This window comes from Lysobacter sp. CCNWLW3 (genome assembly GCF_036697405.1).
Classification (GTDB): domain Bacteria; phylum Pseudomonadota; class Gammaproteobacteria; order Xanthomonadales; family Xanthomonadaceae; genus Lysobacter.
In genome coordinates this window covers 167,119-187,610 of the sequence record NZ_JBAHWA010000006.1, presented here as the reverse complement: position 1 = coordinate 187,610, position 20,492 = coordinate 167,119, and the positions used below count along the sequence as shown (strand labels likewise).

The following is a 20,492-nucleotide window of genomic DNA, read 5'->3' as shown; positions in this document are numbered from 1 at the left end:
TCAGCTTGCGGCGTAGGCGCGGATGCGTTCTTGGAGAATCTTGCGGTCGCCGCGCGCGGCGCGCCGGAAGCCGCGCGGCGAGACCCCGGCGGCGCGGCGGAAGGTGCGCACGAAGTTGGACAGGTCGGCGAAGCCGCTGTCGTAGGCGACCTCGGTGATGGGCCGGCGCTCGTCGGCCAGCAGCGGCACCGCGCGCCGCAGGCGCGCACGCAGCAGGTACTGGTGCGGGGTCACGCCGAGCACGGCCGAGAACAGGCGCAGGAAATGGAAGGCGCTCAGGCCAGCGCCGGCGGCGGTGCGCTGCAGATCGACCGCCTCGTGCGCATGCGCGTCCAGCCACAGCGCGGCCTCGATCGCGCGGCGGCGGTCGCGCGCCGGCGGCCGCATCGCGCCGGCCTCGCGCGCGCCGACCAGGCCCAGGTAGCGCTGCGCGAACAGCAGGCCGAGCTCGTCCACGCCCAGATCGCTGCGCCCGTCGGCGGCGGCCTGGGCCAGCTCGCCCAGCACCATCAGCTGCGGCAGCGGCGGCAAGCCGGCGGCGGCCCAATGGCGCGCCATGCCGCGGCCCGCGCCGGCCAATTCCTCGACCAGTTCCTCGGCGAAATGGAAGGACAGGCACTCGTCGCCGCACAGGTGGTGATCGTGGCTGCACCGGTATTCGTCGCCCGGCCGGCCGACCAGCACCGAGCCGGCGACCAGTTCGTAGCTGCGCCCGCGCGCTTGGTAACCGAAGCTGCCGCGGCGCACGTAGGCCAGCGAATGGCGGCCGTGCACCTCCAGGAAGGGCGCATCCTCCGGGCCGGACTGGCAGCGGTAGTCGACCACCGTGAGCGGGCCTTGCAGCAGCGTGGTGACGTGCATGCGGCGATGCTAGCACCGTGGGTGTATGCCGGCGTGGCGTCCGCTTCGGGTCATGAATGAACCGCTTGCCCGCGTTGCCCACAGAGTGCGGAGACAACCGCATCGTCGCGCGGGACCGGCGTGGCGCAGCGGTGCGGTTCGCCTGCGCTCACCACACCCTACGGCCGTCGTTGCGAGGGAGAATTCGAGCGCCGTCCGGGCGCCAGCTCGTCCAACCAGGAACGGGCCGCCCGCGTGGGCGCGCAAAGCAAATCCTCCCCCCTCCTTTTTCCAAAGGACGGGGCGGACCCAAGCGCTACGTGTTCCCACGGCCCGTTCGTGGCGAGACCGTCGAACCATGGACGGGTCCGCCCGCGTACCCGCGAACCCCTCGCAGCAGCGGCGCGGAGTCGCGCATGGCTACGGTTCGTGCCGCTACGGCGTGTGCAGTCGGACGCGGTCCGCGCCGCTGCTGCGAGGGGTCGAAGGTCATGCGCCCCGTGGGCCGGGCCGGAGGGAAGCCCCTCCGGCCCATGCGCTCAGTTCTCGTACGCGGTTTCGCCGTGCGAGGTGATGTCCAGGCCTTCGCGTTCGGATTCTTCCGCCACGCGCAGACCGCAGACCAGCTTGACCACCACGAAGGCCAGCACCGACACCAGGCCCGACCACAGCACGGTGATGCCCACGCTCAGGGCCTGCACGCCCAGCTGCGCGGCGATGCTGTCGTTGCCCGCGCCCAGGCCGTAGCCGCCCAACGAGGGCGAGCTGAACACCGCGGTGAGCAGGGCGCCGACGATGCCGCCCAGGCCGTGCACGCCGAACACGTCCAGCGCATCGTCCGCGCGCAGCAGGCGCTTGAGCCCGTGCACGCCCCACACGCAGACCACGCCGGCGACCGCGCCGATCGCGATCGCGCCCATCGGCCCGACCGTGCCGCAGGCCGGTGTGATCGCGACCAAGCCGGCGACCACGCCGGAGGCGCCGCCCAGCATCGACGGCTTGCCCTTGATCACCGCCTCCACCAGGCTCCAGGCCAAGGCCGCGGCGGCGGTGGCGAGCAGGGTGTTGAGGAAGGCCAGCGCCGCGCCGGCGGTGGCTTCGAGATTGGAGCCGGCGTTGAAGCCGAACCAACCCACCCACAGCAGGGACGCGCCGATCATGGTGAAGGTGACGTTGTGCGGCTTGATCGCCTCACGCCCGTAGCCCACGCGCTTGCCGACGAAGTAGGCGCCGACCAGGCCGGCGACGCCGGCGTTGATGTGGACCACGGTGCCGCCAGCGAAATCGATCGCGCCCTTGGCGAACAGATAACCGTCCGGCCCGTACCAGACCATGTGCGCGATCGGCAGGTAGGCGAAGGTGAACCACAGCGCCGAGAACAGCAGCACCGCCGAGAACTTGATGCGCTCGGCGAAGGCGCCGACGATCAGGGCGCCGGTGATGCCGGCGAAGGTCGACTGGAAGGCGACGAACACGTACTCCGGCAACGACACGCCGGCGGTGAAGGTCGCGGCCAGGGTTTCCTTGGTCACGCCGGCCAGGAACAGCTTGTCGAAGGTGCCGATCCAGGGCCCGCCGCCGCCGAACGCCAGCGAATAGCCGTAGGCCACCCACAGCAGCACGATCAACGAGAACACCGCCAGCACCTGCATCAGCACCGACAGCACGTTCTTGGAGCGCACCAGGCCGCCGTAGAACAGGGCCAGTCCGGGCACCGTCATCAACAGCACCAGCAGGGTCGAGGTCAGCATCCAGGCGACGTCGCCCTTGTCGACCACGGGTTCGGCCGCGGCGGCGGCGTCCTGCGCGCGCGCCGCGATCGGGGCCAGCCAGGCGGCCAGGGGCAGCGCGCCCAGGGCCAGGGTTCGCAACGACCGCTCGCGCGAGCGGGAATCTAATGCATGCGTCTTCATGTCGGATCTCGCGTCAGGGTCAGAGGGCGTCGTCGTCGAGCTCGCCGGTGCGGATGCGCACCGCGGTGTCGACCGGCTGCACGATGATCTTTCCGTCGCCGACCTTGCCGGTGCGCGCGGCGTTCTGGATCGCTTCCAGCGCGGCCTCGAGCAGGCCGTCGGGAACCGCGCATTCGATCTTGAGCTTGGGCAGGAAATCGACGACGTACTCGGCGCCGCGGTACAGCTCGGTGTGTCCCTTTTGCCGTCCGAAGCCCTTGACCTCGGTGACGGTGATGCCGGAAACGCCGACCTCGGTCAGCGCCTCGCGCACTTCGTCGAGCTTGAACGGCCGGATGATGGCGGTGATCAGTTTCATCTCGCAGCTCCGTAGGTGCGTTGGCGCATCAGAACGCCTTGGTGAGGGTGAGGGTGAACGCGTCCTCGGCGATGTTGTTGCCGTGCGCGTTGGTGTAGAGCGCCTCTTCCGCGTCCGTGTCGGTGTACGCCGCGGCGATCGAGAAGCCGTTGTCGAAGGCCTTGGTCACGCCGAGCTTCCAGTCGGTGTATTCGAAGTCTTCGTTGTTCTTGATCCACTGCTTGCCGCCGTGCAGGTTCAGCGTCCAGCCGGGCTGGAAGGTCCAGTTGACCGAGGCGTCGAGATAGCCGCTGCCGTCCGAGTCGGCGTAACCGAACAGATCGGTGAGGGCGTGGGAGTACTTCAAACCCAGGGCGACGGTTTCCACCGGCGCGACGGTGGCGCCCAGGTAGAGCTCGGCGGTGTCGGGGCTGTTGAAGCCGCCCGGATAGTCGCCGGGGTACCAGTAGTACAGCGCGCCCACGTCGTAGGCGAAGATCTCGCCGGCCTTGCCGCGGTAACCCGCGTAGGCGTCCAGCTCCAGGCTGCTGGAAATGTCGTCGCCGACGACGACGGTGTCGGACAGCCAGCTCACGTTGCTGCCCCAGGCGCCGACGTAGAAGCCGCTGTCGGCGGCGTATTCGATGCCGCCCTGCAGGGCCGGCTCCTGGTTGGTCTGCGAAACTCCCCTGAAGATGTAATCGCTGGTCAAGCTCACCGAACCCGAGGTACCGGCGTGCGCGGGCGCGTTCGCCGCAAGCAGGGCGAACGCGAGAGCGAGCGCGGCGTGCGCGGTCGCGGTGGTGCAGGCGTTGGTACGAGACGACATGACGCAGGCTCCTCATAAGCGGTGGCCCCTCCCCGGTCAGTGCATTCGTGTTGTTGCGGCGCGGGCGTTTCGTCGTTGCCCGGCTTTTTTCGGCACGCGGTCGCCTTGCGGCGGGCGAGCCCGTCGTTGAGATCTCCTGGTTGTGGTGGTGGACTTGGAAAGCGAGCGGCCCGTAGCTTTCGCCACGGGCCGCCGGGTGCGTCTACAGGTGTTTGGTCATGAAGACGCTGTTGGGGTCGTCGACATAGTCCGCGAAGGGTCCGCAGGGCTCGAAGCCGTAGCGCGCGTACAAGCTGCGCGCCGGCTCGAAACCGGCCATCGATCCCGTCTCCAGGCTCAGCCGCCGATAGGCGCGTCGCCCGGCCTCGCCGACGAGGTGTTCCAGCATCGCCGCCGCCACGCCCTTGCGCAGGTGCGGCGCGGCCGTGCGCATCGATTTGATTTCGCCGTGCCCAGGATCGAGCTGCTTGAGCGCGCCGCAGCCGAGCAGTTCCCCGCCCTGCCACGCGCTCCAGAAACTGATCTCGGGCCTGCGCAAGCCGTCCAGGTCCAGCGCATGCACGCTCTCCGGCGGCGACAACCGGGCCATGCCCTGCAGGTGTTCGCGCAGCAGCGCGATCACCTCGGGATGGTCCAGTTCGCCGGCACGGATCTGCATGGTTGCTCCTGGCGGTGGCGCGGTTCCTGGCGCGGCGGCGGCGCGTGCCGCCGTCGCGCTTCGGGGTTTAGACGGCGTAGTACATCTGGTATTCCAACGGGTGAGTCGCCGCGCGGAACTTGGTCACTTCCTGCATCTTCAGCGCGATGTAGCCGTCGATGAAGTCGTCGGTGAACACGCCGCCGGCCTTGAGGAAGTCGCGGTCCTTGTCCAGCGCTTCCAGGGCCTGGTCGAGCGAATGGCAGACGGTCGGAATGCCCTTCTCCTCTTCCGGCGGCAGGTCGTACAGGTCCTTGTCGCTGGGCGCGCCCGGGTCGATCTGGTTCTTGATGCCGTCCAGGCCGGCCATCATCAGCGCGGCGAAGGTCAGATAGCCCGACTGGATCGGATCGGGGAAGCGCATTTCGATGCGGCGCGCCTTCGGGTTGGCCACGTACGGAATGCGGCAGCTGGCCGAACGGTTGCGGGCCGAGTAGGCCAGCATCACCGGCGCTTCGAAGCCCGGCACCAGGCGCTTGTAGCTGTTGGTGCCCGAGTTGGTGAAGGCATTGATCGCGCGCGCGTGCTTGAACACGCCGCCGATGTACCACAGCGCGATCTGCGACAGGCCGCCGTAGCCGTCGCCGGAGAACAGGTTGACGCCGCCCTTGGCCAGCGACTGGTGCACGTGCATGCCGCTGCCGTTGTCGCCGACGATCGGCTTGGGCATGAAGGTCGCGGTCTTGCCGTTGCGGTGGGCGACGTTCTTGATGATGTACTTCATCGTCAGCAGCTCGTCGGCCTTGGCGACCAGCGAGTTGAACTTGGTGCCGATCTCGCACTGGCCGGCGTTGGCGACTTCGTGGTGGTGCACTTCGACTTCGATGCCGACCGCTTCGAGCGTCTTGCACATCTCCGAGCGGATGTCGTGCAGCGAGTCCAGCGGAGCGACGGGGAAATAGCCGCCCTTCACGCCCGGACGGTAGCCGCTGTTGCCGCCTTCGTATTCCTTGCCCGAGTTCCACGCGGCTTCTTCCGAATCGATATGGAAGAAGGTGTGGCCCATCTCATTGGCGTAGCGCACCGAATCGAAGATGAAGAATTCCGGTTCCGGACCGAAGAAGGCCTGGTCGGCGATGCCGCTGGACTTGAGGTAGGCCTCGGCGCGCTTGGCGACGCCGCGCGGATCGCGCGAATAGGCCTGCATGGTGGCCGGGTCGAGGATGTCGCAGGTCAGGATCAGGGTCGGATCGGCGGTGAACGGATCCAGGACCGCGGTCGAGGCGTCGGGCAGCAGGATCATGTCCGACTCGTTGATGCCCTTCCAGCCGCTGATCGAGGAGCCGTCGAACATCTTGCCGTCCTCGAACAGCGCCGGCTCGACGATGGACTTGGGGAAGGTGACGTGGTGCTGGACGCCGCGCATGTCGGTGAAGCGCAGATCGACGAATTCGACCTTGTGGTCCTTGATGAGCTTTTCGACGTGTTCGAGGGACATGGATTAGGGTCCGGGATTAGGGAAGGGGGATTCGTGCAAAACTTCAGGGCATGCAGCCGCCTGCCTCTAAGCAAAGCAAGCAGCGTGCCAAGTTCCACCTGTTTTTAAGAAATTGATTTATATAGAATTAAAATCTGACGCGCCGCAACAATGATCCATCTTGGCGCACAAATTCGGGCAACAGCACCAATTTGGTGCAGTTGCCCGAAGTGGGCGTCAATGGCTTCGCTCGCCGCTCTACGAATCCCCAATCCCAAATCCCGAATCCCGGCTTTCCAATGACCGATCTGCTCGCCGCGCTGTTGCTCGGCATCATCGAAGGCATCACCGAATTCCTGCCGATTTCCAGCACCGGGCACCTGCTGATCGCACAGCACTGGCTGGGCCAGCGTTCGGATCTGTTCAACATCTCGATCCAGGCCGGCGCGATCCTGGCGGTGGTGCTGATCTACCGCCAGCGCCTGTGGCAACTCGCGACCGGCTTCATGCCCTACGGCCGGTCGCGCATCCTCAAGGAAGGCGATAGCCATGACGAGGCCCTGGCGCTGGAGCGCCGGGTCAATTTCGATTACGTGCTCAAGCTGGCGGTGGCTTTCGGCATGACCGCGGTGCTGGGCATCGCGGTGAAGAAGCTGGGTTTCCAACTGCCCGACAAGGTGCTGCCGATCGCCTGGGCGCTGGTGCTGGGCGGCATCTGGATGCTGCTGGCCGAACACTACGCGGCCAAGCGCGCGCAGACCCTGGGCGAGCGCACCACGATCACCTGGACGGTGGCGATCCTGGTCGGCGTGGCGCAGGTGGTCGCGGGCGTGTTCCCGGGCACCTCGCGCTCGGCCGCGACCATCTTCGTGGCCCTGCTCGCGGGCACCACCAGCCGCGCGGCGGCGACCGAGTTCGCCTTCCTGGTCGGCATACCGACCATGTTCGCGGCCACCGCCTACGAACTGCTGGACGTGATCGGCACGCCGGCGGCGGCGAACGAGGACTGGACCGCGCTGGCGGTCGCGTTCGCGGCCTCGGCGGTCACCGCGTTCGTGGCGGTGAAGTGGCTGCTGCACTACATCCAGAGCCACCGCTTCACCGCGTTCGCGTTTTACCGTTTCGTCCTGGGCGCGGCCTTGCTGATACTGATGCCTTCGGGGAGCTGATGCGCCACTCGGTCCGCGCCACGCCCGCCGCCATGCTGCTGACCCTGGCCGGGATCGGCGCGTTGCTGTGGTACGCAAGCCGCCATGGCCTCGACAGGCTGGCGCTGATGACGGCGGGCATCGCGGCCTCGGCGGCGGCCCTGCTGGCGCAGAAACTGCGTTTCGGCCACGCGGCCGGCGCACGCTTCGATGCGATCACCGTCGCCATCGCATGGGCCGTGCTGTTCGTGGCGCTGATCTTTACGCCGTTCGCCTGAGCGCGCTTCGCGGCCTGGCATGGGCTGGAATTCACTCACCCTTTTCGTGAGCTGAACGATCATGAACAGGCGCAACCCCGCGCAACGAGCCGATCCGTTGAACCCGACTCGTTACCCGTCACGGAAAACCGAATCATGAAGATCCTCGCCCCCGCCCTGCTCTGCCTGGTCCTGGCCGCCTGCGCGTCCAACACCGCCTCCGACGCCGAGCGCGACGCCGCCAAGGAGGCCGGCACCGCGAGCGCGGACCTGCGTCTGGACGCCTATCACTGGCGCCTGGTCAGTGCGCAGGACCAGGACGGCCAGCCGGTCGCCGCGCTCGCGCCGGATGCGAAGCGACCGCTGCAGCTGGACTTCAACAGCGGCCGGGTCAGCGTCAGCGGCGGCTGCAACCGCGCCAGTGGCCGCTACACGCGCGACGCCGAATCCATCGGCTTCGACGACATGTCGCACACCCTGATGGCCTGCGCGGACCGGCGCCTGATGGAACTGGATAGCGCGATCGGCGAACGCCTGCACGGCTCGCTGAAGGCGCGGCTCGAAGGCGGAAGCGATGCGCCCAGCCTGCTGCTGACCGCCGCCAACGGCGACCATCTGCGCTTCGAAGGCCATCCCACGCCGGCCACGCGCTACGGTGGCGAAGGCGCGACGGTGTTCTTCGAGGTCGCGCCGCAGCGCGCGGCCTGCTCGCACCCGCTGATTCCGAACATGCAGTGCCTGCAGGTGCGCGAGCGCCGTTACCAGCCCAACGGCGTGGCGATCAAGAGCGACGCCGCCTGGCAGCCGCTGTACCAGGACATCGAGGGTTACACCCACGAAGACGGCGTGCGCAACGTGCTGCGGGTGAAGAAGTACGACGTCAAGAACCCGCCGGCCGATGCGTCGTCGGTGGCCTATGTGCTGGACATGGTGGTCGAGTCGGAGATCGTGGCGAAGAAGTAAGCCGGGGCGGCCGTGCGCGGCCGCGCCTGCGATCGAGTGCTACGGCAAGGCGGACGTCGCCGCCGCCTCGCCGTCGGTCTTTGCCGGCGACGGCAGCACCGCACCGCCGGCGAACAGGTCGCTGACCGAACGGCGCGGCTTGCCCACGGGCGCGCCGTCGCGCGGGCGGTTGACCACATAGGTCTTGGAGAGCGAGTCGTGCCAGCCGCGACGGATCGAATCCTCGCTCATCAGCAGCGAGAAGCCTTCGAACGGAATCAGGCGGCAGACACTGCGCAGCAGCGCGCGCCTGAAGCCCAAAGGGCGACCGTACTCGTCGACCACGCGCGTATCGGTGATCAGCTTGCCGATGCTGAAACCGAAGGCGCCCTCCATGAAGCTGTAATAGAGGACCAGACTGAGCCAGGTCAGGCCGATGTCGGCCAGGCGTGGCAAGGTTTCGAACCACAGTTCCACCGGCTCGCCGTAGATCGCGATGGCGACTCCGCCACCCACCGCCCACAAGGTGTAGATGACGAGCTTGTCGATCAGCCAGTTGAAGAAGCGCCGCACCTTGGTGGCGGACTCGATGTCCAACGGCACCGGCGCGACCTCGATCGCCACGGCCGAAGCGCGGTAAGGATTCTGTTCGTCCATCGGTTCCCCCCGGAATTGCGGGAAACGTAGCAGCCCGGCGCGGTGGCGGCTAGAGCGTGCGGGTCTGCCCGCCGTCGACGTCGACGATCGCACCTTGCATGTAGCTGGCGGCGTCCGACAGCAGGAACGCGACCACCTGCGCGACCTCCTCGGGGGTGCCGTAACGGGCCACGCGCAGCTGGCGGGCGAGTTCGGCCGCGGCCTGCGCCGGTTCGATGCCGCGTTCGCGCGCCAGGGCCTCGATGCGGCGCTGGGTGCGCTCGGTGGCGATCGAGCTGGGATTGACCGCGTTCACGCGCACGCCGTCGGCGATGCCGCGGTCGGCCAGGACCTTGCTCAGATTCAGCAGCGCGGCATTGACCGCCCCGCCGATCGCGAACTCGGCGCTGCCGGTGCGGCCGCCGATGCCGGCGATGTTGACGATGCGGCCCTGGCTGGCGACCAGCTGCGGCCAGGCCGCGCGGCACAGCCGCATCGCGGCGTAGAACTTGAGCGCGAAGCCGTCCTGCCAGTCCTCGTCGGAGAAGGACAGGAAATCCCCGCGCGGAGTGGCGCCGGCGTTGTTGACCAGGGCGTCGATGCGGCCGTGCCGCTCCAGCGCCAGTTCGACCACGCGCAGCGCCGCGTCGGGCTCGCGCAGGTCGCAGGCCAGCGCCAGGGAGGGCGTGGGCAGCGTATCGACCAGCGCATCCAGTGCTGCGTGCGAACGCGAGACCGCGAGCACCCGGTAGCCGTCGGCAGCGAGCTTGCGCGCGATCGCCGCGCCGATGCCGCGGCTTGCGCCGGTGACGATCGCCAGCGGATCGGCGTGCCGCGCGCCGTCGCCGCGCGCGCTCACGAGGCGACCGCGGGATTCAGCGAGTAGGTGCCGTAGGTCGCCGCCTCGGCCAGCACGTGGCCGTGCATGGCGCGCAACACGTCGGCGGCGCCGAAGCGCTCGGGCAGTTGCAGGCGTTCGACGTCCAGCGCGAACACGCGGAAGAAGTAGCGGTGCAGACGCAGGTCGTTGGGGGGCGGGAACGGGCCGTCGTAGCCGCGCCAGTCGCCGGCCATGTCGGCGTTGCCGGCGAACCAGCCGGTATAGTCGTTCAGGCCCTGGCGCGCGCCTTGCGGCCCGGCCGGCGCGGCCTTGCCGCGCGCGACCACGCCGTCGCTGCAGCTGCCGGCCGCGATCTCGCGCAGGTCCGGCGGCAGGTCGGCCATGGCCCAATGGCAGAAGTCGGTGCGCGGCTGGGCGACCGGAATCTGCACGTCGTCGCGGCCGACCATCTCGGCCACGGTGGGCACGTCGGGGTCGATGCACAGCAGCGCGAACGAACGCGTCGCCGCGGGCACCTCGGTCCAGGCCAGGTGCGGATTGCGGTTGGGCGCGAAGCCGTAGCCGTCGGCGGTGGGCTGGCCGGCGGCGAATTCTGCGGCCAGGCGCCGGCCGTGTTCGAAACTGTCGCTATGGATACGCATATCGCCTCCAGGCAAGGATTCGCGATCGATGCCTGCGCGGCGCGGCATCGGCTGATGCGACAAATTACACCAGGACGATGCGCAGTCCCATGTCCGCGCGCATGGCGAGCAGGGCCTCGGCGTTGCCCTTCGCGTCGTCGACCGGATGATGGGTATGACGCGTGCGGCGCAGGTGCTTGAAGTTCCTGGACGTGTCGCCGACCAGTCCCTTGTACAGCGAACCCAGGTTGCTCGAACTGTGGCCGAACGGGTTGGCGCCGAGGAAATGGTGGAAGTACCAGTTGACGAATTGCCAGTCGAAGCCGTTGTTGTCCGAAACGAACATCGGACGGCCCTTGGCGTTGTCGCCCAGCCATTGCCGGAACGCGCGCATCACCGCCGCGGGTTCGTCGAAGGCCAGGGTGTCTTCGCGGCTGTGTCCGCTGACGGCGAGCGCCTCGGGTATCCAGCGCTCCGAGATCGGCCGCAAGCGGCCGTAGAAACTGCGATCCAGAGCGGGTTCGACCACCACCGCGCCGAACGAAATCATCGAATAGTCGCCCGGGATGGGGCCGTCGGCTTCGATGTCTACCATGATGTAACTCAATTCTCTTCTCTCCTTGCTTACAGCCGCCGGAGCCCTCTCCGGCGACCCGACGCGGGATGCGCGCATCCCGCGTCCGTGTTGCGTGCGTCGAACCCGACGCGGTGGAACTCAGGCTTCCGGATAGCCCAGGCGCTTGGCCACCGGCGTCAGCACCGCGAAGGCCTCGGCCAGCGGCTCGGCGAACGCGCGCCAATGGCCGGGCGCGAAGCGTTGCGGGCCCAGTTGCTCGGGCGGCATCGGCGCGATGGTGATCTCCAACGCCTGCGCGATCGCGTCGGCCATCGCCTGCGGGTCCTGCGAGATGTCGTCGAGCTTGATCAGGCGATGCGGGAACAGGTTCTGTTCGTGCAGGGCGGCGACCTGGTTCAGCACCATCGCCATCCAGCGCGCGCCGGCTTCCGGCGACTCCAGCTTGAACGGCGCCGGCGAACCGTAGGCCAGCCAGTCCAGCAGCATGTCGCGCGGATCGCGCAGGACCAGCATCAGCACCGCTTCGGGCAGGTGTGGGCGCAGCGCCAGCAGCAGCGCGTTATCCCACCACAGCAGCCAGTCGAAGATCGCGCCGTCGTTGATGCCGCGGGTCGGCAGCGCGGCGCGCCACAGATTGATCAGGTAGGCCGGGTCCATCGAACCGTCGATCAGACTGTCGGGGGTACCGTAGCGCTGCAGCGGATCGTTGGGCGGATTGGAGCCGAAACGGTCGGCGCGCAGCGGGCCGCCGGCGAGATCGAAAGTCAGCGCGATGCGCTCGACCAGCGAACCCGGCGGGCCCCACAGCAGCAGCACGCCCGGCGAGTTGTCCGGCAGCGGCGTCAGGTCCGGCCAGTTGGTGCGCGGCGTGGTCACCGGCGGCAACGGCAGGCGCTGCGGCGCCGCTTCGACCTGCAGCTCGGCCCAGGTCGCGGCGGCCGCGCCGGGCTGGCCGGCGTTGTCGAGGGTGCGCGCGAGCAGATGACGCAGGGTCTGTTTGACCTGCTCGTCCGAGGCGCGCGCGAGCAGACTTTCCACGCGCACGACCGCGGCGTCGGCATCGGTCTGCATCAGGCTGTCGACGATGCGCAGCTCCGAACGCGTGTCGCCGGGATTGAGCTCGACGATGCGGTGGGCGATGGCGATGGCCTGTTCGCGTTCGCCGGCGTGGTCGTGGATGGTCGCGCGCGCCTCCAGGGCCGGGATGTAGTCGGGCATCGCCGCCATCCAGCGCTCGACGATGGCCAGCGCTTCCTCGCCCGCGAAGGGCGCGAACAGCAGGCGCGCGCGCCACAGGTCGTCGGTTTGCGGATGGGTGGCCAGCGCCGCCTCCAGGGTGGCGCGCGCGTCGTCGGCGTCGCCGAGGCGGCGCCAGGCTTCGATCAGCGCCGACAGGGTGCGGCGGTCGCGCGGCTCGGCGGCGAGCGCCGCACGCAGGCGCGGCAGCGCGGTGTCGACGCGGCCGGCTTCGAGTTCGATCTCGCCCAGCCAGCGCTGCATGCCCGGGCTGGGGTCGGCATCGGCCAGCTGCTTGAGATCGTCGGCCGCCTCGACCGTGCGGCCCTGCAGGCGCATCAGTTCGATCAGCAACACGCGCAGCGAGTTCGAGGACGCCGGCGAGCGTTCCAGCATGCCGCGGAAGGCCTGCTCGGCGAAGGCGAAGTGGCCCTTGGCGAGGTAGGCGAAGCCCAGCGCGTGGCGCAGCTGCGGTTCGTCCGGCGCGCGTTCGGCGGCGCTGCTGAGCAGCGCGAGCGCGCCGTCGGCGTCGCCGCGGCGCAGCAGCAGGGTACCTTCGACCGCGGCGACCTGCGGATGATCCGGGGCGATGCGCGCGGCGGTGCGGATCAGGCGTTCGGCTTCGTCGAGATCGCCGCGCGAGATCGCCAGCTGCGACTGCACGACGTAGGCGGGGAACTGGTTCGGATCCAGGCCGATCGCCTGCGCGAGCGCGGCCTGGGCCTGGTCGAGCTGGCGGCCGTCGAGCAGCAGGCCGGCGCGTTCCAGATGCAGGTTGGCGTCTTCGGGCGCGATCGCGATGGCCTGATCGATCGCGGCGATGGCGCCGTCGCGATCGCCACCGGCGCGGCGCGCGGCGGCGAGCAAGCGGTGCGCGTGCGGGTCGTGCGGCTGCGCCGCCACCAATTCCTGGGCGGCGGACAGTGCCTCTGCCGCCGCGCCGCGGCGCAGGGCATCGAGGGTGGTCTCGTACATGGGATTCGCGACTTCAGGCCAAACCCGCATTGTAGCGGGAGGATCGGGGCCGGGCGGGCGGCGGCGTATGGGGCAGGTTCGGGGACCTCAGCGGACGTCCCGCCCCTCCCGCCCGCCTCAACGCGACGCGACCGACTCCAGCCGATCGGCGATCCAGCGCTCGGCGAACCCGTCCAGGCGCGCGCTTTCCAGAAAACCGCAGTGCCCGCCCCAGGGCGCGATCTCCAGGCTGGCGTTCGCCGGCAGCACCAGCGCGCGGAAGCCTGCGACCGGAATCACCGGGTCGTCCTCGGCCATCAGGATGCTCACCGGCACCTGCAGCCGCGACAGCCGGTCGGCGGCCACCGAATAGCCGTCGAAGTAGCGGTCCAGGGTGCCGTAGTCGGTATGGCGCTCGACCATCCACTGGGTCAGCGGACGCATGCGCAGGCCCAGGGTGCGGTCGTCGAAGTCGTGGAACTTCGGGAACAGCTCGCGCTTGCGCGCCAGCGAATCGCGCCATTTGCGTTCGAAATACCACAGATAGAGCGGCAGCCCCTGCTCCATCGACTCCATGGTCCGGGCCGGATCCAGCACCGGGCAGATCGCGGCCGCGTGGCTCAGCGGCAGCCCGGCCGCGGGCGCCTGCAGGGCCAGGCGCAGGGCGAAGTTGCCGCCCAGCGAATAACCGGCCACCGACATCGGCCGGCGCGGAAAGCGCGTGGCGACATCGCAAGCCGCGTGCAGCACCTCGTCGATGCGATTGGAGTGGAACAGGCCTTCGTTGAGGTGGTGGGTGTTGCCGTGATCGCGGAAGTTGAGCCGGAACACTTCGAAGCCGCGGCTGAGCAGCTGCGCCGCGGTCATGCGCATGTAGTTGGATTCGGCGCTGCCTTCCCAGCCGTGCAGCAGCAGCACCAGTCCGCGCGACGCGGCGCCGGGCACCACGCTGTGCAGGCCGTGCAGGCGCACGCCGTCGCCGCCGTCGATCAGATGCTCGGTGGTGGTCGCGCCCAGCTCCGCCAGGCGGAGTTCGGCGCGGCGCCGGCGCAGCGGGCTGGAGCCGAGCACCGACTGCAGGTGCGCGTTGCGCAGCCAGCGTGGCGGGCGGTAGTCGGCGGCGGTCAGCATCGGGGCGGCGGCATCGGGTGGGTGTGCGTGGCGGCTAGGCGCGCCTCCATCGTAGGGATCGCCGGCCCCGGCTTTCAACGCCCCATCGCCTCGACGATGCGCTGGCGCGCCAGATCGGCGATGCGGCGGCGGCCGTCGGTCTCGCCGGGCAGGATCGGCTGCAGGAAATGGATCTCGGCGCTGCGCGAGGGCTCGCCCAGCAGGCGCACGAAGTTGGCGAAGAAGCTCTCGCGGGCCTGGAACGCGACCACGGCCTGGGCGTTGCCGCCCTCGCCGTAGACCAGCGCGACCGGCTGCACCGGCACCCCGGCCTCGACCGCGGCCAGGAAGATGCGCGCGTGGAAGGGGCCGATCTCGCCGCCGCCGCGGGTGCCGCCTTCGGGGAACACGCCGACCGAGCGGCCCGCGCGCAGGCGCGCCAGCATCTCGTGCAGCACGCCGCCCAGGGACTCGGTGCTGCCGCGGTGATGGAAGATGGTCTCGCCGCGCGCGGCCAGCCAGCCCACGACCGGCCAGCTGGAGATCTCGCGCTTGGCGACGAAGCCCATCATGCGCTGGCTGTGCAGGGCCTCGATGTCGATCCAGCTGACGTGGTTGGCGACGAACATCGCCGCGCCCGGCAGCGGCGTGCCGACCCGGCGCAGGCGGAAACCGAAGATGCGCATCAGACCGGCCGACCAGGCTCGGATCGCGCGATGTTCCAGGCGCTCGTCGCCGACCCGGAGGCCCGCGGTCAGGGGCGTGATCAGCAGCAATACCAGCGGCAGGTCGATCAGCAAATGCCACGACAGCAGCGGCACGCGGATCAGGTAACGCAGCGCGCGCGCGGACGACGCGCCGGAGCGCGCGGCCGCGCCGGCGTGGGGAGACGGCGCATTCATCCTGTCACGATACCGAAGCCTCGCGGGTGTGGCGAGCGCGGCGCGTCCGATCGCGGCACAGGCCGGTTCAGATCGCGATCACCGCGACGGTCAGGCGCGAGACGCAGACCAGGCGCGCGGCCTCGTCCTCGATCCGGATCTCCCAAACCTGGGTGCGCCCGCCCAGATGCAGCGGCCGCGCGGTGCCGGTGACCGTGCCCTCGCGCACGCCGCGCAGGTGGTTGGCGTTGATCTCGATGCCGACCACGCCCTGGCCCTCGCCCACCGCCATCATCCCGGCCGAACTGCCCAGGGTTTCGGCCAGCAGCACCGAGGCGCCGCCGTGGAGCAGGCCGTAGGGCTGATGGGTGCGGGCGTCGACCGGCATGGTCGCGCGCAGGTAGTCGGGTCCGATCTCGGTGAAGACGATGCCCAGGGGCTCCATCGCGGTATTGCGCGAACTGGCGTTGAGCTGCTCGAGGCTGCTGGGCTTGCGGAAGACGGGGCGGTCGCTGGCTTTCATGCCGCCACGATAGCCGAGGCGGGCCCGCGGCCAAAAAAAGAACGCAGGGTGAGCCGGGGATTCCTTAGCCGGGAATCGGAGGCTGCCCTGCGTCTAGGGGGTGGGACGGTATGGCGGGGATTACGGTCGGGGGGCTCGGCCTTCTGACCGGCGCGCGGCGTGGAGAGGGGCGCAGCGCGCCGGTCCCGGCTTTATGGAGCGGACCGACACTCGACCAAGGCGTCACCGTGCTTACGCGCAGCGAAAGCGGGGCTGGGCCCAGTCGTTGGTGTAGCGACGGCCGCTGGCGTAGCCGCTGCTGTTGCCGTAGCCGACGCCGAAATCGCGTTCGCGGTGGACGTGGCGGACCGGGGCGACGGGAGCGTTGCGGTTCTGGCTGCTCGTGGAAGAGGCGTTGCGGTCGAAGAGCTTGGAGACGTTCATGGCGGTGTCCTTGGTCGGTGGGGGAGTGATAGTGCTTCGGTGTGTTGGTAGAGTACAACACCTGATCTCTTGTTCCATATGCCGGAAGTCACCCCACCAAAGACCTGTCTGTTTGCGGCGGGCTGCAACACTGGAACTTGTTGATAGAGATGAGGTTTGCGGGCCGGGGGTTGCATCGATTCGCCCATGACTGACGACCTATGCCGGGGGATGTGACCGGCTGGAGGGGCTGTGGAGGGGGTTGAGGGGCGGGGTTGGCCTGGAGCGGCACCTTGGGGGGAGCAAATCCCCCCTAGCCCCCCTTTTTCAAAGGGGGGGAACTGATTCGCGGTGGGTCGAGGCGCGCGTCGGAGCGCGCTGCTTCAGAGCCCGTGGCGGCCATAGGCGGCCACAGGCTTTGCTTCCCCTAAAAAAAGGAGTTAGGGGGATTTGCTTTCAAGGCGGCCGAAGGGCGCCTTAAAGAATCGGCGCCAGGCCCGCTCCGAAGGCGGTGAACATGCGCGTGATCAGGCGCTTGGGCCCCAGGCTGACCTCGGGAAAGTCGCCGACCGGGCGGTAGCAGGCGCGAAAGCCCGGCTGGTTGCGGTACAGCGGATGCGGGCAGTTCGGCCCGGGCACGAATTCGTAGCTGGTGGCGTAGCGCACCGGCCACAGGTCGAACAGCGGCAGGTGTTCGGACACCTTGGTGATCGAGTACTCCAGGCCCGAGAACACCGGCGGCTTGTCGCGGCGCGCGATCACCCAGGAGTTCGCCGGCGCGATGTCGCGGCGGATGCTGGCGGCCAGCTCGGCGGCGAAGGCGACGTCCTCGATCACCACCGCGCTCTCGGTGTTGTAGCGGTCGCCGCGCGGATCGAAGTTGTGCGTGCCGACCACGCCGATGCGTTCGTCGATCACCAGCGACTTGGCGTGCATGCCGATGCGCACGCCGGCGCGCTTGAGCGGCACCGGTTCGTTGGCGCGCCGGCGCGCGTAGCGCATGGCCGCGTATTCGCGCGACAGCGGCGTGCGGTACTGGGTGCGCGAGATCACGCTGGAACGGTCCAGGCGCTGGCGGCGCAGGGCCTGGGGATCGGGTTCCGGCGGCAGATCCTTCAGGCCCAGGTCCGGCAGGCGCGCGCCGGTGGCGGCGATGTCGATCGGCGCGTCGGCCGGGAACGGCTTGTATTCGTAGATGTCGAAGCCGAACTCGCGCAGGTAGCGGCGCTTGTACTTGTACGACAGCGCGTAGGCGATGAAGGCGTCGGTCGCGGCCAGGCTGTTGGTGGAGACGATCACGCGCGGCGGCGTCGGGCGCGTGCGCAGCTGGCGGAACAGGTCCTGGGCGGCGTCCGACAGCACCAGGTAGGGCGTCTGCAGCAGCACTTCGCGCTGCGCCGACTCGATCAGGCCGCGCAACGAGTCCGAGGCCTGGGCGCTGCCGATGCCGTTGCCGCGGTGCTTGTCGGGCGAGTCGGCGATGTAGCGCACCTCGCCCACCGGCAGCGCGCGCGCGACCAGGCGCGAACGCACCAGCTCGACGTCGCCGGCGTCGCGGCGCATGGCCTGGGCGCGCGCCGGGCGTTCGTAGTTGGCCGGCGGCAACGCCGGCACGCCGCTGCGGATCAGGTAGCTGCCCACGTCCTTGAGGCGCTCGACCGGCACGCTGCGGCGATCGTTCCAGAAGCGCACGAAGTCCTGATCCATCACCTGCGCGGTCGGTCCGGCCACCAGCAGGTCGCGGTCGCGGAAGTTGTACTCGTCGTCCCAGTCGTAATAGTCGTCCTGGTAGTTGCGGCCGCCGGTGATGCCGACCGCGCCGTCCACCAGCAGCAGCTTGGTGTGCATGCGCTGGTTGAGGCGGCGCCAGCAGCAGGCCGCGGCCAGCAGGTACTGCGGGTAGCTGATGCGGGCGCGCTGGAGCACCGGGTTGTACAGGCGGACCTCGAAGTTGGCGTGCGCGCCGGACAGCGCGGCCAGGGTCTCGATGTGCTTGAGCGCCGCCAGCTGGTCCAGCAGCAGGCGCACGCGCACGCCGCGGCGCGCGGCCGCGACCAGCTCGTCCAGCACCAGCCGGCCGGCGTCGTCTTCGTCGTAGATATAGGTCTGCAGATCGATCGCGGTGGTCGCGCTGCGGATCAGGTTGACGCGCGCGAGCAGGGCGTCCTGGCCGTAGTCCAGGATCAGGGCGTAGTGGCGCGGCGCGTCCGGAGTGGACTCGTCCAGCGCGCGCGCGGCCAGATCGCGCAGCGGCGAAGGCTGGGCGCAGGCGTTGGGCGCGGCGCAGTCGATCTGGGTCGGCCGCGCCGCCAGGGCGATCTCCGAGGCGCGATCGCGCTGCACCCGCGACAGTCCGGCGCAGGCCGACAGGCTCAGCGCCAGCGCGGCGATCGCGATCCGTTGCCAGCGCTTCAAGGCAGCGCGCTCCCGGGCAGGTCGTGCTGCAGGCGCACGCGCAGGGTGAAGCGCACGCGGTCGCTCAAGGCCAGCTGCCAGCCGTCCAGGCCGTAGTCGTCGCGACTGACGCTGCCATAGGCGAGCACGTCGCAATCCTTGCCGGGTCTCATACAGGTGGAGGGCGCGAGCACGAAGGTTTCCATCCGGCTGACGCCGTGCAGGGTGAGGCGGCCGCGCAGCTTACCGCCTGCGCGCACCAATTCGGCAGGGTGCGGCTCGGACAGGAACTCGATGCGCGGGTAGCGCGCCGAATCGAAGAAGCGGCGGCCGCGCGCAAGCTCGGTGTAACGGGTGGAATCGCCGACCTGGACCGCGCCGGTGGCCAGGGCGATGCGGACCTGATGGCGGCCGTCGGGCAACACCGTGACCTCGCCCTCGTAGCTGGGGAAGGCGCCTTCGACCTTCTGGCCCCAGCGCGTGCGCAGTTCGAAACCGAAGCGGGTGTAGAAGGGGTCGAACCCCGACGAGGCCGGCGCGGACGCGGGCGCCGGGGTCTGCGCCGCGAGCGGCGCGCAGACCAGCGCGCAAAACAGGAAGCCGATCGCGGCGAGGGTGCGTGCGGCCTGAGCTCGCTGCGGCCTCACGGCCACCAAAAGGCGCTGAGCTGGGCGACGCCCGGCTCCAGGCTGGTCTCGGCCGGCACGTTCAGCACCGCGATGCCGCCCGGCGGCATGCCGCGGTAGTCGCCGGACTGGCCGCTGTGCAGCAGCGCGGCCAGGCGTTCCAGGCCGGGGTTGTGGCCGACCAGCATCAGGCGCTCGGCCTCCACGTGCAGATCGGCCAGCGCGATCAGGGTGCCGGGCGTGGCTTCGTAGATCGAGGGTTCGATGCGCTGGTCGACGTAGCCGATCGCGGCCAGCACCGCTTCCAGGGTTTCGCGGGTGCGGCGCGAGGGCGAACACAACACGCAGTCGGGCACCAGTTTGTTCGCGGCCAGCCAGCGGCCGGCGGCCTCGGCTTCGGCCAGCCCCTCGGCCGACAGCGGGCGGTCGAGATCGGCCTGGCCTTGGGCGGCCGGCTCGGCATGGGCGTGGCGGAGCAGAATCAATTCGCGCATGGATTAGACCGCTGACGAGTGGAAGGGAACGCGCGACGCACCGGCGCAGCGCTTGAGACGGAGGATGCCTGTCGGCGACGCAGAAAGGTAGCCGTCGGCTCGCGCCGGTCGCGTGAACGCCGCGGCGTCGGGCACGCTTATTGCGCCACCGTCTTGCTTAGGTCCGTCCGCCGCCGTCCCGGACTACTTCTTCAACCACTTCAGCAGCGACTGCCAGTCGGCCTGATGCTCGCGGATCTGCGCCGAGTGGTAGTCGAACAGGCTCTTGCCCAGGGCGGTCATCACCACATAGGCCTGGCTGTCGCGCAGTTGTCCGACCACCGGGTAGGGCCATTCGCTCAGCAGTTCCATCGCCTGTTGCGAGGCGTTGGTCCAAGGCTTGAGCTTGTTGCCGACCAGGCCCACGCGCAGCTGGCCGCGGCGCACGCGCGGGTGCTTGGCCAGGGTGTCCAGGAAGGGGACGGTGGCCTCGATGTCCAAGGTCGAAGGCTGCACCGGCACGATCACGGCATCGGCGACCTCGAGGAAGGCCTCCAGGTCCTCGGCCATCGCGCCGGCCGGCGCGTCGATCACTACCCGCTGGGTGTCCTCGGGCAGGCCCTTGCGCCAAGCCTTGCGGCGCGTGCCGTCCAGCGGCAGGACCGCACTTTCCAGGACGGCGCGGCGCTGCGCCCAGCGGGTGGAAGAACTTTGCGGATCGGCATCGACCAGCGCGGTGCGCAGGCCTTCTAGCGCCGACTGCGCGGCGAGATGGGTGGCGATGGTCGTCTTGCCCACGCCCCCCTTGGAACTGGCCACCAGCACGGTCTTCATGCGAG

General features: G+C 69.3%; 21 protein-coding genes and 1 pseudogene. 3 read left to right on the top strand and 19 right to left on the bottom strand.

Annotated elements, in window-relative coordinates:
- The 6 genes and pseudogenes from V1318_RS12450 to glnA form a co-directional block, all read right to left on the bottom strand.
- Positions 1–861, bottom strand: a complete 861-nt coding sequence (locus V1318_RS12450; RefSeq protein WP_332939998.1) for an AraC family transcriptional regulator — start codon at positions 859–861, stop codon at positions 1–3.
- A gap of 518 nt (positions 862–1,379) precedes the next feature.
- A pseudogene (locus V1318_RS12445) lies at positions 1,380–2,639 on the bottom strand (ammonium transporter); the annotation flags it as partial.
- A 133-nt stretch (positions 2,640–2,772) separates the two neighbouring features.
- Complete coding sequence (locus V1318_RS12440) at positions 2,773–3,111, bottom strand: P-II family nitrogen regulator (RefSeq protein ID WP_332939997.1); 339 nt, start codon at positions 3,109–3,111, stop codon at positions 2,773–2,775.
- A gap of 28 nt (positions 3,112–3,139) precedes the next feature.
- Positions 3,140–3,919, bottom strand: a complete 780-nt coding sequence (locus V1318_RS12435) for a TorF family putative porin (protein WP_332939996.1) — start codon at positions 3,917–3,919, stop codon at positions 3,140–3,142.
- 202 nt (positions 3,920–4,121) lie between these two features.
- Entirely contained in the window at positions 4,122–4,577 is a 456-nt protein-coding gene (locus V1318_RS12430) for a GNAT family N-acetyltransferase (protein ID WP_332939995.1), read from the bottom strand.
- Positions 4,578–4,644: 67 nt separating this feature from the next.
- Positions 4,645–6,054 carry a type I glutamate--ammonia ligase gene (glnA, locus tag V1318_RS12425; RefSeq protein WP_332939994.1) on the bottom strand — a complete coding sequence of 470 codons (1,410 nt, stop codon included), beginning with the start codon at positions 6,052–6,054 and terminating at the stop codon, positions 4,645–4,647.
- 278 nt (positions 6,055–6,332) lie between these two features.
- Here glnA and V1318_RS12420 point away from each other — a divergent pair, with 278 nt between their 5' ends.
- From V1318_RS12420 to V1318_RS12410, 3 genes are all read left to right on the top strand, one after another.
- Positions 6,333–7,202 carry an undecaprenyl-diphosphate phosphatase gene (locus tag V1318_RS12420; protein WP_332939993.1) on the top strand — a complete coding sequence of 290 codons (870 nt, stop codon included), beginning with the start codon at positions 6,333–6,335 and terminating at the stop codon, positions 7,200–7,202.
- 32 nt (positions 7,203–7,234) lie between these two features.
- Positions 7,235–7,459 (top strand): hypothetical protein, encoded by a 225-nt coding sequence (locus V1318_RS12415; RefSeq protein WP_332939992.1) that lies wholly within the window; start codon positions 7,235–7,237, stop codon positions 7,457–7,459.
- Between the two features lie 135 nt (positions 7,460–7,594).
- Entirely contained in the window at positions 7,595–8,401 is an 807-nt protein-coding gene (locus V1318_RS12410) for an META and DUF4377 domain-containing protein (RefSeq protein ID WP_332939991.1), read from the top strand.
- Between the two features lie 39 nt (positions 8,402–8,440).
- On the opposite strand, the gene V1318_RS12405 is transcribed toward V1318_RS12410, so the two are convergent.
- From V1318_RS12405 to V1318_RS12345, 13 genes are all read right to left on the bottom strand, one after another.
- The gene (locus tag V1318_RS12405) at positions 8,441–9,037 is read right to left on the bottom strand and encodes an RDD family protein (protein WP_332939990.1); all 597 of its coding nucleotides are present in this window, start codon (positions 9,035–9,037) and stop codon (positions 8,441–8,443) included.
- A 49-nt stretch (positions 9,038–9,086) separates the two neighbouring features.
- Positions 9,087–9,875: an SDR family oxidoreductase gene (locus tag V1318_RS12400; protein ID WP_332939989.1), complete on the bottom strand. Its 789-nt coding sequence runs from the start codon at positions 9,873–9,875 to the stop codon at positions 9,087–9,089.
- Entirely contained in the window at positions 9,872–10,498 is a 627-nt protein-coding gene (locus V1318_RS12395) for a YbhB/YbcL family Raf kinase inhibitor-like protein (RefSeq protein ID WP_332939988.1), read from the bottom strand. Before V1318_RS12395 ends, V1318_RS12400 begins: the two co-directional genes overlap by 4 nt.
- A 64-nt stretch (positions 10,499–10,562) precedes the next feature.
- Positions 10,563–11,084 (bottom strand): exonuclease domain-containing protein, encoded by a 522-nt coding sequence (locus tag V1318_RS12390; protein ID WP_332939987.1) that lies wholly within the window; start codon positions 11,082–11,084, stop codon positions 10,563–10,565.
- Between the two features lie 108 nt (positions 11,085–11,192).
- Positions 11,193–13,265 carry a tetratricopeptide repeat protein gene (locus V1318_RS12385; protein ID WP_332939985.1) on the bottom strand — a complete coding sequence of 691 codons (2,073 nt, stop codon included), beginning with the start codon at positions 13,263–13,265 and terminating at the stop codon, positions 11,193–11,195.
- A 117-nt stretch (positions 13,266–13,382) separates the two neighbouring features.
- On the bottom strand, positions 13,383–14,372 hold the full coding sequence (locus V1318_RS12380; protein ID WP_332940060.1) for an alpha/beta fold hydrolase: 990 nt from the start codon (positions 14,370–14,372) through the stop codon (positions 13,383–13,385).
- 77 nt (positions 14,373–14,449) lie between these two features.
- Positions 14,450–15,256, bottom strand: a complete 807-nt coding sequence (locus V1318_RS12375) for a lysophospholipid acyltransferase family protein (RefSeq protein WP_332939984.1) — start codon at positions 15,254–15,256, stop codon at positions 14,450–14,452.
- 67 nt (positions 15,257–15,323) lie between these two features.
- Complete coding sequence (locus V1318_RS12370) at positions 15,324–15,758, bottom strand: hotdog fold thioesterase (protein ID WP_332939983.1); 435 nt, start codon at positions 15,756–15,758, stop codon at positions 15,324–15,326.
- Positions 15,759–15,989: 231 nt separating this feature from the next.
- A complete protein-coding gene (locus V1318_RS12365; protein ID WP_332939981.1) occupies positions 15,990–16,181 on the bottom strand; it encodes a hypothetical protein in 192 nt (63 codons plus the stop codon).
- A 456-nt stretch (positions 16,182–16,637) separates the two neighbouring features.
- The gene (locus V1318_RS12360) at positions 16,638–18,575 is read right to left on the bottom strand and encodes a phospholipase D family protein (RefSeq protein WP_332939980.1); all 1,938 of its coding nucleotides are present in this window, start codon (positions 18,573–18,575) and stop codon (positions 16,638–16,640) included.
- Positions 18,572–19,201: a YceI family protein gene (locus tag V1318_RS12355; protein ID WP_332939979.1), complete on the bottom strand. Its 630-nt coding sequence runs from the start codon at positions 19,199–19,201 to the stop codon at positions 18,572–18,574. Before V1318_RS12355 ends, V1318_RS12360 begins: the two co-directional genes overlap by 4 nt.
- Positions 19,198–19,674 (bottom strand): histidine phosphatase family protein, encoded by a 477-nt coding sequence (locus tag V1318_RS12350; RefSeq protein ID WP_332939978.1) that lies wholly within the window; start codon positions 19,672–19,674, stop codon positions 19,198–19,200. The genes V1318_RS12355 and V1318_RS12350 overlap by 4 nt, the downstream gene beginning before the upstream one ends.
- A gap of 183 nt (positions 19,675–19,857) precedes the next feature.
- On the bottom strand, positions 19,858–20,487 hold the full coding sequence (locus V1318_RS12345; protein WP_332939977.1) for a ParA family protein: 630 nt from the start codon (positions 20,485–20,487) through the stop codon (positions 19,858–19,860).
- Positions 20,488–20,492 lie beyond the last annotated feature (5 nt).

Coding starts and splice junctions, on each gene's coding strand:
- V1318_RS12370 (WP_332939983.1), bottom strand. CDS start 15,758: ATGAAAGCCAGCGACCGCCCCGTCTTCCGCAAGCCCAGCAGCCTCGAG.
- V1318_RS12440 (WP_332939997.1), bottom strand. CDS start 3,111: ATGAAACTGATCACCGCCATCATCCGGCCGTTCAAGCTCGACGAAGTG.
- V1318_RS12430 (WP_332939995.1), bottom strand. CDS start 4,577: ATGCAGATCCGTGCCGGCGAACTGGACCATCCCGAGGTGATCGCGCTG.
- V1318_RS12345 (WP_332939977.1), bottom strand. CDS start 20,487: ATGAAGACCGTGCTGGTGGCCAGTTCCAAGGGGGGCGTGGGCAAGACG.
- V1318_RS12415 (WP_332939992.1), top strand. CDS start 7,235: ATGCTGCTGACCCTGGCCGGGATCGGCGCGTTGCTGTGGTACGCAAGC.
- glnA (WP_332939994.1), bottom strand. CDS start 6,054: ATGTCCCTCGAACACGTCGAAAAGCTCATCAAGGACCACAAGGTCGAA.
- V1318_RS12365 (WP_332939981.1), bottom strand. CDS start 16,181: ATGAACGTCTCCAAGCTCTTCGACCGCAACGCCTCTTCCACGAGCAGC.
- V1318_RS12405 (WP_332939990.1), bottom strand. CDS start 9,037: ATGGACGAACAGAATCCTTACCGCGCTTCGGCCGTGGCGATCGAGGTC.
- V1318_RS12350 (WP_332939978.1), bottom strand. CDS start 19,674: ATGCGCGAATTGATTCTGCTCCGCCACGCCCATGCCGAGCCGGCCGCC.
- V1318_RS12450 (WP_332939998.1), bottom strand. CDS start 861: ATGCACGTCACCACGCTGCTGCAAGGCCCGCTCACGGTGGTCGACTAC.
- V1318_RS12385 (WP_332939985.1), bottom strand. CDS start 13,265: ATGTACGAGACCACCCTCGATGCCCTGCGCCGCGGCGCGGCGGCAGAG.
- V1318_RS12410 (WP_332939991.1), top strand. CDS start 7,595: ATGAAGATCCTCGCCCCCGCCCTGCTCTGCCTGGTCCTGGCCGCCTGC.
- V1318_RS12395 (WP_332939988.1), bottom strand. CDS start 10,498: ATGCGTATCCATAGCGACAGTTTCGAACACGGCCGGCGCCTGGCCGCA.
- V1318_RS12435 (WP_332939996.1), bottom strand. CDS start 3,919: ATGTCGTCTCGTACCAACGCCTGCACCACCGCGACCGCGCACGCCGCG.
- V1318_RS12420 (WP_332939993.1), top strand. CDS start 6,333: ATGACCGATCTGCTCGCCGCGCTGTTGCTCGGCATCATCGAAGGCATC.
- V1318_RS12375 (WP_332939984.1), bottom strand. CDS start 15,256: ATGAATGCGCCGTCTCCCCACGCCGGCGCGGCCGCGCGCTCCGGCGCG.